The sequence below is a fragment of the Chryseobacterium sp. 2P genome (assembly GCF_059579425.1).
In genome coordinates, this window is the sequence record NZ_CM184194.1 from 331,993 (window position 1) to 347,963 (window position 15,971).

1 protein-coding gene is annotated in these 15,971 nt (G+C 34.8%); it reads left to right on the plus strand.

Going from position 1 to position 15,971, the window contains the following annotated elements:
- Positions 1-43: 43 nt before the first annotated feature.
- Complete coding sequence (locus AC52CF_RS01580) at positions 44-15,964, plus strand: amino acid adenylation domain-containing protein (RefSeq protein ID WP_496517750.1); 15,921 nt, start codon at positions 44-46, stop codon at positions 15,962-15,964.
- Positions 15,965-15,971: the final 7 nt, after the last annotated feature.

The window sequence follows — 15,971 nt, forward strand, 5'->3', positions numbered from 1 at the left end:
ATAATTCAAAATATTTTTAAACCAGCATAAAATAAGTGTAATAATGGGAGATAATCAGTTTTTATCCAATAATTTTTGGAGTAAAAAAATTAGATATAAAGACAGAGCTGTTTTTTCAAAGAAAGAGATAAATAATCTTAAAATAGAAATATCTAAAAATGATTTGAAAGATTTCATTAAGATATCAAAGAACAATCATCTTTCAAAGTTCACAATAATTTCGTCCATCTTTTCTTTTTTGATAAAAAAATATTTTTCAAGCTTTCAAAATATTGTAAAAATATATCCTTCCAATCTTCTTAATTTAGAAAAGCTTGTGCTGCTGGAAATTAAAGACAATGATATTGTAACATTTAAAGAATTATTGCAGTCTACGGCTAATGAAATTAAGGAAACATTTTCTTACAAAGATTATAATTCTACAGAATTAGAGCTGGATTCATTTTCAAATTATTCAATCAAATTCGGTTCAGAAGTTCATGATGTAAATGATATAAAAGATAATGTTTCTTTGTTATACGAAGAAACTGATGATAAAATAATTCTAAGCATTTATCATCAGGAAATTAATAAAGAATATCTTCTAGAAAGCTTGCTTAATAATTTTGAAGATATTCTTTCTAATTATGAATCATTTCTAAATCGAGAAATAAATTCATATTCTCTTACTGATTCTAAAGCAAGAGAACAGATTCTTTTAAATTTTAATGCTACAGAAGTTACATATCCATCTGATAAAAATGTTCTAGATTTATTAGAGTCTCAGGTTATTTCTAGACGCAATTATACAGCTGTTGTATACAAAGACAGAGAACTCAGCTATGAGGAATTAAATGAATTGTCCAATCAATTAGGTCATTATCTTATAGATAATTATAACATTCATGGTGATGATTTAATTTGTATAAAACTTCCTCGAAGTGAGAAAGTGATCATCGCAATATTGGGAATTTTAAAGTCAGGAGGTGCTTATGTTCCAATAGATCCGGAGTATCCCAAAGAAAGAATAGATTATCTTTTGAAGGATACACGGTGTAAAGTCTTAATAGATGAATCTTTTTTATCAGAGTTTGAAAATCAAAGAAAGAATTACTCAATTAAAAATCCTGAAGTAACCATACAATTGGATCATTTGGCTTATGTGATTTATACCTCTGGTACTACAGGTAATCCAAAAGGTGTAATGATTGAGCATAGGAATTTATTTCATTCGACAATAAATAGAATTAATTTCTATTCCATTGAAAGCATGTTACTGGTTCCTTCCTTTTCCTTTGATTCTTCAGTAGCTGTTATTTTTGGCGTTTTATGTAGCGGTGGAAGGCTATTGCTTGAAGATAATAATAAAATAAAGGATTTAGAATATATATCCAATCAGATTATAAAATATAATATTGATGGGGTTTTATGCGTTCCAAACTATTATTCTAATTTAATTCCATATCTTAATGAAAATGGTGCTGGGAAAAATAATTTAAAACATATTATTGTAGCAGGAGAAGAATTAGTAAAAAACTTAGTATTAGATCATCAGAAACACAGTAAGGCTACATTGTATAATGAGTATGGTCCTACCGAATGTGCGGTTTGGTCATCTGTTTCTGTTGTAGAAAATACTAATGTAAATATTGGACGATCCATTCCAAATACTGAAATTTATATTCTCGATGAAAACAGGCATTTGTTACCGATTGGAGTTGCCGGAGAATTGTATATATCGGGTGCAGGTCTGGCTCGTGGATATTTGAATCTTCCAGATCTGAGTTCTGAAAAATTTGTTGCTAATCCTTTTGTTGATGGAAGGAAGATGTACCGAACGGGAGATTTGGGACGCTGGTTACCAGACGGGAATATTGAGTATCTGGGGAGAATCGACCATCAGGTAAAGATTCGGGGACATAGAATAGAACTTGGAGAAATTGAGAACCAGGTATTTTCTTATAATACTTCAATTAAATTTACTATAGCTGATGTTAAAGAACATGAGGGGGAAAAGAGTTTGGTTGTTTATTATGTAAGTGATACTATTATAGACAAGCAGAAATTATCTGAATATTTAGAAAGCAAATTACCTCAATATATGCTTCCAAGTTTTTATGTAGCCTTGGAAAGCATGCCCTTAACCAGTAATGGTAAAATCGATAGAAAAATGCTTCCTGAGGTAAGTTCAATAGATTTAATAAAGACAGAGTATATTGCTCCAAGAAGCTCAGAAGAACACGCTTTAGTATCTGTTTTTGAACAAGTATTGAAGTATAATCCTATTAGTATCCGTGATAATTATTATAATCTGGGAGGAGATTCAATAAAATCAATTCAGATTGTATCAAGATTACGTCAGCTCGGTTATAACCTTAAGGTAGAACATATTTTACGCTATCCTGTATTAGAAGAGCTAGCTCGTTACATTACAATAGATGTTTCCGAGATTAACCAATCAGCAGTTACGGGAGATAGTGTTCTTACCCCTATCCAAAGATATTTCTTCGGGAATGAAAATATAGTTAATAAAAACCATTATAACCAAGCTGTTATTTTAAAGAGCAGCGAAAGACTTTCATATTCTGTATTGGAATCTTCAATCCAGTCTTTAGTTAATCATCATGACGCTTTAAGGATGTTGTATCGTGAGGAGAATGGAAAATGGAGTCAGTATAACTCAGGAACAGAAGGGAATCATTACCATTTTGAATATTTTGATGTAAGAGAAGAGGGTTCTCTCGAAGCAGAACTTGCTTCTTTAGAAAAAATAGGCGAGCATCTCCAGAGTAATATAGATATAGAATCGGGTATTCTATTCCATATAGGCCATGTTTCGATGAGCGATATGGATAGAATAATATTAGTTATCCATCACTTGGTTGTAGATGGAGTTTCCTGGAGGATTTTGCTGGAAGATTTAGGAAACTTATATGACTCTGGAATTAAAGGAGTATCTTATGAACTTCCATCCAAGACAGATTCTTTTCAGAGTTGGGGCACCACTTTGGAAGCTTACAGTAAGAGTCCTATTCTTTCCAAAGAGTATTTGTATTGGGATAGTATAGAATCAGATGTTTATCCTGCTATAGCCACTGATTATACTTTGAACGGCAAACATATTTTAGATACCAGCATAAACTTTTCGTTGAATGAAGAGTCTACGAAATTATTACAAACCCATGTAGGTAAAGAGTACAGTGCAGAAATTAATGATGTATTATTAACGGGTCTGGCATTGTCACTACAAGAGGAGTTTGGAATTAATAAGACTAAAATCTTAATGGAAGGTCATGGCAGAGAGGCTATGAGTACAGGTCTTGATATCAGCAGAACAGTAGGATGGTTTACCACTTTATATCCTTTTAGCCTTGATATCAGCAATAATAACCAACCGGCTTTAGTTAGTGTAAAGGATGGCTTACGGGGAATTCCAAACAAAGGAATCGGTTACGGAATCTTAAATTATCTGGGAGATTCATTTTCATCAACAAATAACCCATCTATTCAATTCAACTACCTAGGAGATTTTGATGATGCTATAGGACATCAGTTTTATTATAGCTCAGAGTCTATCGGCATTTCGGTATCTGAAGAAAACCTTGGAACGGACATTTTATTAGATGTTTCGGGAATTACGATTAGTGGTAAAATGAATCTCACGATCCGTTATTCTAGTAGTGTCTTTCATGCAGCAACAGTTCAGAAATTGATGGACAATTATCAGAGTCATTTAGAAAAAATGATTCATAAGGAGAAAGAATCAGAAGTAATTTTAACCCCATCGGATCTTACTTATAAAGAGTTGCCATTCAATACTATTCAGGAGATTAATAAGAGTTTTGATATTGAAGATATTTATGAACTTTCTCCGATGCAACAGGGATTGTATTATCATTGGATGGCGGCTCCGAAAGGATCTGCATATTTTATGCAGACCTCCTACAGATCTAAATTCGAGGGTTTTGAAGTATTAGAAGTAGAAAGAGCCTTTGGAATTCTTGTCAATCGTTATACGGTTTTACGAACTTCATTTGACAATCGTTTTGGAGAAGTTCCTTTGCAGATTGTTCATAAGAAAGCACAAGTTGATTTTGAATACCTTACCATAGCATCTGAAGATTCTTTAGAAATCGATCTGGAGAGTATTAAGCAAAATGATATTACCCGTGGTTTTGACCTGAGTAAACCTACTCAAATGCGTCTAATAATAGTTAAATTACCAAACGATACATATGAGTTTATATGGAGCTATCACCATATTGTAATGGATGGCTGGTGCTTAAGTATTCTAATCAATGATTTCTCTGCAATACTAGATTCGGTTAAGCAAGGTCTGGAAATCAATTTACCGGAGCCTCAGAAATATTCTGCTTATCTTAAATGGCTTGGAGGAATTGATAAAGACTCTTCAATGCTTCACTGGAAAAACTATTTAGAAGGAATTAGCGCTCCAACCCTCATCCCTTTTGAGAAAAGAACCAAAGATGAGTTGCCTCATTTCGTTACCGAGAAATTTAATGTAACGGGAGATGAATTTAAAGAAATTAGCCAGCTGTGCCAAAATTTGGGAGTCACTCTCAATACTTATATACAAGCTATTTGGTCTTATCTTTTAAGTAAATACAATTCTTCAGAAGAAATTATATTCGGAGCTGTTGTGTCGGGAAGACCAGCTGAGATTGATAACATAGAGCATATGGTAGGGTTGTTCATCAATACCATTCCTGTAAGGATTTCGGTTAAAAATGATGACACACCGTATAGCTTATTGAAGAAAGTACATCAGGATTCTATACAAAACACAGAGTATCATTTTAACAGCTTGGCTGAAGTACAATCTTTATCTCCTTTAGGTAAAGATTTGTTGAGCAACATTATTATATTCGAAAACTATGTGAAGCAAGATGTCAGTAATACGTCTAACTTGGGTTTGATTGATGAAAATGTAGATACTTTTGAACAAACAAATTATGATTTTAATATTGTCGTAGTTCCTGGAAGGAATAATTTGTCCGTATATTTTAAATACAATGCATCTGTATTCTATGAATCTTTAGTAAAATCTTTAGTTAGCCACTTTAAACATTTATTAGGACAATTTGTAGCTTGTCCTGATCAGCAGATAAATAACTTCAGCTATTTAAGTACTTCGGAAGTAAAAGAATTATTGGATGATTTCAATGAAACAGAGATTTCTTATCCTTCAGAAGAAACTATTGTAAGCTTATTTGAATCCCAAGTTGCAAATACTCCTGATAATATAGCTGTTGTTTTTGGAGATATAAACCTGAGTTACCAGGAATTAAATAAACAATCTAATCAATTGGCTCATTATCTTAGTGAGAAGTATGATATAAAATGCGATGATCTAATTTGTATTCAGTTACCACGTAGCGAGAAGATGATAATTTCAATTCTTGGGGTTTTGAAATCAGGAGGAGCGTACGTGCCTATTGATAATGATTATCCTCAGAATCGGATTGACTATATAGTAGAAGATACAAAGTCGAAAGTAATTATTGATGAAAAATTTTGGTTAGAGTTTAATCTTTTAAAGGATGATTATTCGGTTGATAAACAGGATGTTGCTGTTAAGTCTTCGGATCTAGCTTATGTAATTTATACCTCTGGTACTACAGGTAATCCAAAAGGTGTAATGATTGAACACAAAAACGTAGTAAGATTATTTTTCAACGATAATGCTCTTTATGATTTTAATAGCAATGATTCATGGACATTATTTCATTCCTATAATTTCGACTTTTCAGTATGGGAATGTTATGGTGCACTCCTTTTCGGAGGTTGCTTGCATGTTATTCCAAAAAGAGTTGCTCAGGACGTAGGAATGTTTTTAAATTATCTAATAACCAATAAGATTACAATATTGAATCAGACACCTGCCGCATTTTATAACTTAGCAGGGTATGATCGGGCGTTTAATCATCAAGAGTTGGCATTACGTTATATAATTTTTGGAGGTGAAGCGTTGAATCCTTATTTGCTTAAAGACTGGCAAAGTAAATATCCAGATATAAAATTAATTAATATGTATGGAATTACTGAAACTACTGTGCATGTTACTTATAAAGAACTTAGTGTAAAAGATACTAATTCTGTTCTGTCAAATATTGGAAAGCCTATCCCAACACTTAATTGCTATATTCTCGATGAAAACAGGCATTTGTTACCGATTGGAGTTGCCGGAGAATTGTATATATCGGGTGCAGGTCTGGCTCGTGGATATTTGAATCTTCCAGATCTGAGTTCTGAAAAATTTGTTGCTAATCCTTTTGTTGATGGAAGGAAGATGTACCGAACGGGAGATTTGGGACGCTGGTTACCAGACGGGAATATTGAGTATCTGGGGAGAATCGACCATCAGGTAAAGATTCGGGGACATAGAATAGAACTTGGAGAAATTGAGAACCAGGTATTTTCTTATAATACTTCAATTAAATTTACTATAGCTGATGTTAAAGAACATGAGGGGGAAAAGAGTTTGGTTGTTTATTATGTAAGTGATACTATTATAGACAAGCAGAAATTATCTGAATATTTAGAAAGCAAATTACCTCAATATATGCTTCCAAGTTTTTATGTAGCCTTGGAAAGCATGCCCTTAACCAGTAATGGTAAAATCGATAGAAAAATGCTTCCTGAGGTAAGTTCAATAGATTTAATAAAGACAGAGTATATTGCTCCAAGAAGCTCAGAAGAACACGCTTTAGTATCTGTTTTTGAACAAGTATTGAAGTATAATCCTATTAGTATCCGTGATAATTATTATAATCTGGGAGGAGATTCAATAAAATCAATTCAGATTGTATCAAGATTACGTCAGCTCGGTTATAACCTTAAGGTAGAACATATTTTACGCTATCCTGTATTAGAAGAGCTAGCTCGTTACATTACAATAGATGTTTCCGAGATTAACCAATCAGCAGTTACGGGAGATAGTGTTCTTACCCCTATCCAAAGATATTTCTTCGGGAATGAAAATATAGTTAATAAAAACCATTATAACCAAGCTGTTATTTTAAAGAGCAGCGAAAGACTTTCATATTCTGTATTGGAATCTTCAATCCAGTCTTTAGTTAATCATCATGACGCTTTAAGGATGTTGTATCGTGAGGAGAATGGAAAATGGAGTCAGTATAACTCAGGAACAGAAGGGAATCATTACCATTTTGAATATTTTGATGTAAGAGAAGAGGGTTCTCTCGAAGCAGAACTTGCTTCTTTAGAAAAAATAGGCGAGCATCTCCAGAGTAATATAGATATAGAATCGGGTATTCTATTCCATATAGGCCATGTTTCGATGAGCGATATGGATAGAATAATATTAGTTATCCATCACTTGGTTGTAGATGGAGTTTCCTGGAGGATTTTGCTGGAAGATTTAGGAAACTTATATGACTCTGGAATTAAAGGAGTATCTTATGAACTTCCATCCAAGACAGATTCTTTTCAGAGTTGGGGCACCACTTTGGAAGCTTACAGTAAGAGTCCTATTCTTTCCAAAGAGTATTTGTATTGGGATAGTATAGAATCAGATGTTTATCCTGCTATAGCCACTGATTATACTTTGAACGGCAAACATATTTTAGATACCAGCATAAACTTTTCGTTGAATGAAGAGTCTACGAAATTATTACAAACCCATGTAGGTAAAGAGTACAGTGCAGAAATTAATGATGTATTATTAACGGGTCTGGCATTGTCACTACAAGAGGAGTTTGGAATTAATAAGACTAAAATCTTAATGGAAGGTCATGGCAGAGAGGCTATGAGTACAGGTCTTGATATCAGCAGAACAGTAGGATGGTTTACCACTTTATATCCTTTTAGCCTTGATATCAGCAATAATAACCAACCGGCTTTAGTTAGTGTAAAGGATGGCTTACGGGGAATTCCAAACAAAGGAATCGGTTACGGAATCTTAAATTATCTGGGAGATTCATTTTCATCAACAAATAACCCATCTATTCAATTCAACTACCTAGGAGATTTTGATGATGCTATAGGACATCAGTTTTATTATAGCTCAGAGTCTATCGGCATTTCGGTATCTGAAGAAAACCTTGGAACGGACATTTTATTAGATGTTTCGGGAATTACGATTAGTGGTAAAATGAATCTCACGATCCGTTATTCTAGTAGTGTCTTTCATGCAGCAACAGTTCAGAAATTGATGGACAATTATCAGAGTCATTTAGAAAAAATGATTCATAAGGAGAAAGAATCAGAAGTAATTTTAACCCCATCGGATCTTACTTATAAAGAGTTGCCATTCAATACTATTCAGGAGATTAATAAGAGTTTTGATATTGAAGATATTTATGAACTTTCTCCGATGCAACAGGGATTGTATTATCATTGGATGGCGGCTCCGAAAGGATCTGCATATTTTATGCAGACCTCCTACAGATCTAAATTCGAGGGTTTTGAAGTATTAGAAGTAGAAAGAGCCTTTGGAATTCTTGTCAATCGTTATACGGTTTTACGAACTTCATTTGACAATCGTTTTGGAGAAGTTCCTTTGCAGATTGTTCATAAGAAAGCACAAGTTGATTTTGAATACCTTACCATAGCATCTGAAGATTCTTTAGAAATCGATCTGGAGAGTATTAAGCAAAATGATATTACCCGTGGTTTTGACCTGAGTAAACCTACTCAAATGCGTCTAATAATAGTTAAATTACCAAACGATACATATGAGTTTATATGGAGCTATCACCATATTGTAATGGATGGCTGGTGCTTAAGTATTCTAATCAATGATTTCTCTGCAATACTAGATTCGGTTAAGCAAGGTCTGGAAATCAATTTACCGGAGCCTCAGAAATATTCTGCTTATCTTAAATGGCTTGGAGGAATTGATAAAGACTCTTCAATGCTTCACTGGAAAAACTATTTAGAAGGAATTAGCGCTCCAACCCTCATCCCTTTTGAGAAAAGAACCAAAGATGAGTTGCCTCATTTCGTTACCGAGAAATTTAATGTAACGGGAGATGAATTTAAAGAAATTAGCCAGCTGTGCCAAAATTTGGGAGTCACTCTCAATACTTATATACAAGCTATTTGGTCTTATCTTTTAAGTAAATACAATTCTTCAGAAGAAATTATATTCGGAGCTGTTGTGTCGGGAAGACCAGCTGAGATTGATAACATAGAGCATATGGTAGGGTTGTTCATCAATACCATTCCTGTAAGGATTTCGGTTAAAAATGATGACACACCGTATAGCTTATTGAAGAAAGTACATCAGGATTCTATACAAAACACAGAGTATCATTTTAACAGCTTGGCTGAAGTACAATCTTTATCTCCTTTAGGTAAAGATTTGTTGAGCAACATTATTATATTCGAAAACTATGTGAAGAATGAACCTAATGAAAATTTTGAAAATATAAAAGTTTTTGACCAGTCCAATTATAACTTTACATTAGTAGTAGAACCTTACGAAGATTATTTACATATAGATTTTGAATACAACGCATCTGTATATTCTTCTTATATCAAGGTTTTAGTTTCTCATTTTAAAAATACACTTAACCAATTTAAAACTCATATTAATACCCCACTTTCAGAAATTGATTATTTAACTTTTGAAGCTCGTGAAGAATTATTAAAACACTTTAATTCCACCTTGGTTTTATATCCCGAAGATAAAACTATTGTAAGTTTATTTGAAGATCAGATAAGTCTTACCCCAGACAGTACTGCTGTTGTTTTTGAGGATATTAGATTGAGCTATGCAGAATTGAATGCCAAGGCATCTTGCCTTGCCCATCAGCTAAAAGATACTTATGGGATTAAGAAAGGCGATCAGGTAGGAGTGATGCTTAATCGAGGTGAGAATCAGATTATTTCTATACTGGGGATACTAAAATTAGGAGCAATTTATGTACCTATTGATGCTAACCTTCCTAAATCGAGAAAAGAGGTGATGACATCTGGTTTATCTTTACTAATCACTGAATCTTACTATTTCTTTGATCTGGATTTCTATTCTGGTAATTCATTTTCAATAGATTTAGAGTTTACAGATGAAGATGCTTCAGATTTCAAGTCCGAAGTTTTAGGAAAAGATGATATTGCCTATATCATTTATACCTCCGGTTCCACCGGAGAGCCCAAAGGAGTTTTGAATACCCATCGAGGTATTTTGAATACGATGCTTTTCCAGAAAGACTTCTTTGAAGTACCCTCGTGTGAAAATGTAGCTCAGTTTGCTTCTTTTTCATTTGATGCATCTATTTCAGAGATATTTATGACACTGCTTTGTGGCAAGTCTCTTCATATTCTTAGTGATTCAGTGAGAAAAGATGCGTATGCTTTTGAGGAATATGTAGAAAAACACTCGATCGATTTAGTGACCTTGCCTCCTGCCTTTTTCAGTTTATTAAATGTCAATAAGCTTCAGAAATTAAAGGGATTAATTACAGCAGGGGAATCGGCCGTTATCGTTAAAACAAAAGAATACCTAAAGTATGGTACTTTCTACAATGCTTATGGACCAACCGAGACAAGTATTTGTGCTACTGTATATAAAATAGAAAAAGGGAGTGAGCTGAAATCATCTGCCATACCGATTGGCAAGCCTATTGCCAATACTCAAATTTACATTCTTGATTCACACGGTCATTTAGTACCTATAGGTGTTGTTGGTGAGCTTTACATTTCGGGTTCAGGACTGGCCCGAGGCTATCTTAATCTTGAAGAATTGACAGAAGATAAGTTTTTAGACAATCCATTTGTTCCAGGAACAAAGATGTACCGTACGGGAGATTTGGGACGCTGGTTGCCAGATGGTAATATTGAGTATTTAGGCAGAATTGACCATCAGGTAAAGATACGTGGGCATCGGATAGAGCTGGGAGAGATCGACAGTTATGTTTTAACTTACAATGCAGATATAAAGAGCGTAGTTACTGAAGTTAAGGAACATGGAGGAGATAAGATTCTGGTGGTATATTATGTTTCCGGCTCCCCGATAGATAAGCATGATTTATCACAATATCTTGCAGGAAAGCTTCCCCAGTATATGCTTCCGGGTTTTTATGTAGAATTGGATCATATTCCTTTAACGAGCAACGGGAAGGTTGACCGAAAGAGTTTACCTGAGGTAAGCAGTACGGATATGATTAAAAATGAATATGTAGCGGCGAGAAATGAAGAAGAACAAGTGCTGGTTTCTATTTGTGAGCAGGTCTTAAAGTATAGACCTATCAGTATTCGAGACAATTATTATAACCTTGGAGGAGATTCCATAAAATCAATTCAGATCGTTTCCAGGCTTCGTCAGCAAGGGTATAGCCTTAAGGTAGAACATATTCTTCAGTATCCGATTTTAGAAGAGCTGGCAGGTTATATCACGACAGATATTGTTGAGATTGATCAGTCTGTTGTTATAGGAGAAAGTATACTTACTCCTATCCAAAGATATTTCTTTGAGAGTGAGGATATTGTTAACAAGAATCATTATAACCAGTCTGTTATCCTAAAGAGTACAGAAAAGCTTTCGGTAGCTGCATTAGAAACTTCTATAAAACGTCTTGTCGAGCATCATGATGCCTTGAGAATGGTTTATAGCGAGAAAGCTGGATTTTGGGTTCAATATAATTCAGGAATAGAAAATAATCACTATCATTTGCAATCTTTTGATCTAAAAGATAGCGGAAGTAACTCAGAAGAATTATCCCGATTACAAGAGATAGGCGAGGAGCTTCAAAGCTCCATAGATATAACTTCAGGAGTTCTATTTCATGTAGGCCATGTATCAATGAGTGATGGCGAGCGTCTTATATTAGTGGTTCATCACTTGGTAGTTGATGGTGTATCATGGCGTATCTTGTTGGAAGATTTAGGAAAGTTATACAAATCGGAAGTTCAGGGGCTATCTTATGAGCTTCCCTCCAAGACAGATTCTTTCCAGCGTTGGGGTAACGCATTGGAGGATTATAGCAAAAGCTCAGCATTATCTAAAGAGCGTTTGTATTGGGAAGGAATAGAATCCGAAACATATGCTTCCATTACTACGGATTATCCGGTGAAAGGCAAACAGATCTTAGAAAACAGCTTAGGTTTTGACCTGAATACCGATACTACAAAATTACTACAAACACTTGCGGGTAGGAAGTATAATGCAGAGATCAATGATGTTTTATTAACCGGCTTAGCATTGTCTCTAAAGGATCAGTTTGGAGTATGCAAGACGAAAGTTTTGATGGAAGGCCATGGTCGTGAGACTATGGGTACAGGTTTAGATATCAGCCGTACGGTGGGTTGGTTTACCAGTGTGTATCCTTTTAATCTTGATATCAGTGATGATAGCCAACCCGTCATGGTAAGTGTAAAGGAGGGTATGCGAGAGATTCCGAATAAAGGAATCGGTTATGGTATTCTGAATTATCTGAATGAGCCATTTACTCCAAAGAGTTTGGCTTGGTTACAGTTTAACTACCTTGGCGACTTTGATGATGCAGGAAATTATGATACAGGAGAATCTCAATCATTATTCAGTTATAGTTCTGAAAATATAGGTCCTTCCGTTTCCTTGGATAATTTATTTACAGATATCTTACTGGATGTTTCCGGGATGACGGTTAATGGAGTAATGAATATCAATATTCGTTTCTCGAATAAAGTATTTACAGCAAATACGATAGAGTCTCTTTTATCAGCATATCAGTCTCATTTAGAATCTATGATCAGAGAAAGCGAAGATTCATCAGTGGCTTTAACCCCATCAGACCTTACTTACAAATACAAAGGCTTATCATTCAGTATCATTGAAGAAATCAGTAAAGATGCTGAAATAGAAGATATTTACGAACTTTCTCCGATGCAGCAAGGATTGTATTACCATTGGTTAGTAAATCCTAAAGGTTTGTCATATTTTATGCAGACCTCCTATCGTGTTAAGGCTTCTGACCTAGATTTATCTCTGATAGAAAAGGCATTTGGAGCATTGGTTAACCGTTATACCATTCTTCGTACTTCCTTTGAGAACCGTTATGGAGAAGTTCCTTTACAGATTGTTCATAAAGAGGCTCGAGTTGACTTTAAGCATTTGATCCTGGCATCCGAACTTGAATTAGATAATATTAAACAAGGCGATATAGACCGAGGTTTTATTCTGAGTGAGCCTACGCAGATGCGTTTACTTGTGGTTGAATTACCGGATGGATATTATGAGTTTATTTGGAGTCATCACCATATCATTATGGACGGTTGGTGCCTGAGTATTTTAATTAATGATTTTTCCACAATATTAGGGAGCCTTCAAAATGGTATTTCGATTCCGTTACCTGATACAGAGAAATACTCATCCTATATTAAGTGGCTTGAAAGTGTGGATAAAGAAGAAGCTTTAGCATATTGGAAAAACTATCTTCAGGGCATTGATTCCCCTACATTGATTCCTTTTGTTAATACAGATGAAGCATCCTCTTCCCATTACCTTACCGAAACCCTTAGCATAAGAGATCATGATTTTGGTGCTATTGAAAATTTCTGCCAAGATTTAGGGATTACATTGAACACTTACGTTCAAGGAGCATGGTCTTATCTTTTAAGTTCATATAATTCCTCAGAAGAAGTAGTCTTTGGCAGCGTAGTATCCGGAAGACCTGCAGAGATTCCAGGTATTGAGAATATGGTGGGCCTTTTTATCAATACGATCCCCGTATGTGCACGAATTGGGGAAGAGGATACTCCACGAAGTTTATTAAATCAGATTCATCAGGATTCTATTCAGAGTAGCCGTTATCACTTTAATAGTTTGGCAGAGATCCAGTCTTTATCCTCTTTAGGAAAAGAACTGATAAATCATATTATTGTTTTTGAGAACTATGTAAAGAATGATAAAGGTAATGTAGAAACAAGTTCATATGCGGGCTTATCGTCTGAGTCAGTAGGTTCTTTTGAACAGACAAATTACCCCCTTACGATTGTAGCAGTTCCTGACCATGGCGGTCTGCATATTGAGTTCCGTTATGATGCTTCATTGCTTTCGACATCCTCAATGAAGTTTTTGGTATCTCACTTTAAAGAAGTACTTCATCAGTTTGTTTTTTCTTCTGAAATTCCGTTAAAATCTCTGGATTACATAAGTTCTGAAGAAAAGGCAATTTTGGAGTCATTTAATTCTACGGAAGTTAACTACCCTAGTGATGAAACCATTATAAGTTTATTTGAAAAACAGGTATTAATAACGCCTGATCATATAGCGGTTGTCTATGAAGATATTTCATTGACTTATTTTGAACTGAATGCAAGATCGAATCAGCTGGCTCATTATTTACGTGAGAAATATTCCATAAATGGAGATGATTTGATCTGTATTGAACTTCCTCGAAGTGATAAGATGATTGAGGGTATTTTAGGGATATTGAAGTCGGGAGGAGCTTACGTTCCAATTGATGTAGATTACCCGCAGGATAGAAAGGATTATATTTTGGCTGATACCAATTCTAAGGTAACAATAGACGAATCTTTTCTTTTGGATTTTGAATTGGTAAGAAATTACTATTCGACAGAGAATGTAGATATATTTATCAGGCCGGATCATTTGGCTTATATCATCTATACTTCGGGAACGACAGGAAATCCTAAAGGGGTAATGATTGAACATAAAAATGTGGTTCGTTTATTGTTTAATGATCATTCGCTTTATGATTTTAATAGTAATGATTCCTGGACATTATTCCATTCCTATAATTTTGATTTTTCGGTATGGGAGTGTTATGGCGCTTTACTCTACGGAGGAAGTCTTCATGTAATCACCAGAAAGACAGCTCAGGATCCTGGCTCCTTTTTAAGCTATCTTATCAAGAACAATATAACTATATTAAACCAGACCCCAGCTGCTTTTTATAACCTGTCGGAATATGATAAATTATTTAATCAAGGGCAGTTGGCTTTGCGATACATAATCTTTGGAGGAGAGGCCCTTAATCCTCTTATGCTACAGGATTTTCATCGTAAATATCCGGAAATCCGTATGATTAATATGTACGGAATCACAGAAACTACCGTCCATGTTACCTATAAAGAACTTAGCGCTGCAGATATGACACGCTCTTTATCTAATATAGGCAAACCTATTGCGACATTGGGCTGTTACATACTAGATAAATATCATCACATTGTACCTATAGGTGTCGTTGGTGAGCTTTACATTTCGGGTTCAGGACTGGCCCGAGGCTATCTTAATCTTGAAGAATTGACAGAAGATAAGTTTTTAGACAATCCATTTGTTCCAGGAACAAAGATGTACCGTACGGGAGATTTGGGACGCTGGTTGCCAGATGGTAATATTGAGTATTTAGGCAGAATTGACCATCAGGTAAAGATACGTGGGCATCGGATAGAGCTGGGAGAGATCGACAGTTATGTTTTAACTTACAATGCAGATATAAAGAGCGTAGTTACTGAAGTTAAGGAACATGGAGGAGATAAGATTCTGGTGGTATATTATGTTTCCGGCTCCCCGATAGATAAGCATGATTTATCACAATATCTTGCAGGAAAGCTTCCCCAGTATATGCTTCCGGGTTTTTATGTAGAATTGGATCATATTCCTTTAACGAGCAACGGGAAGGTTGACCGAAAGAGTTTACCTGAGGTAAGCAGTACGGATATGATTAAAAATGAATATGTAGCCCCAAGTACAGAAACTGAACTGCTATTGGTTGAGCTGCTATCAAAAATTTTAAATTATCAGAAAGAAGATATCAGTATCCAGACCAATTTCTTCGATATGGGATTAAATTCATTATCCATTGTAAAGTTCTCTCAGCTTTTACGCAAAAATTTTGGTTTAGAGATAGACATAGCCAAATTCTTTTCTTATCCAAACGTATCAGAGTTAGCCCAGTTTATACAAAACATGAGTTCATATACTGAAGAAACCACAGTCGAAGATCAAAACCTGTCGGATCATGTAGATAACCTTATTGATAACCTTTTCGAATAAATTTTAC

Coding starts and splice junctions, on each gene's coding strand:
- AC52CF_RS01580 (WP_496517750.1), top strand. CDS start 44: ATGGGAGATAATCAGTTTTTATCCAATAATTTTTGGAGTAAAAAAATT.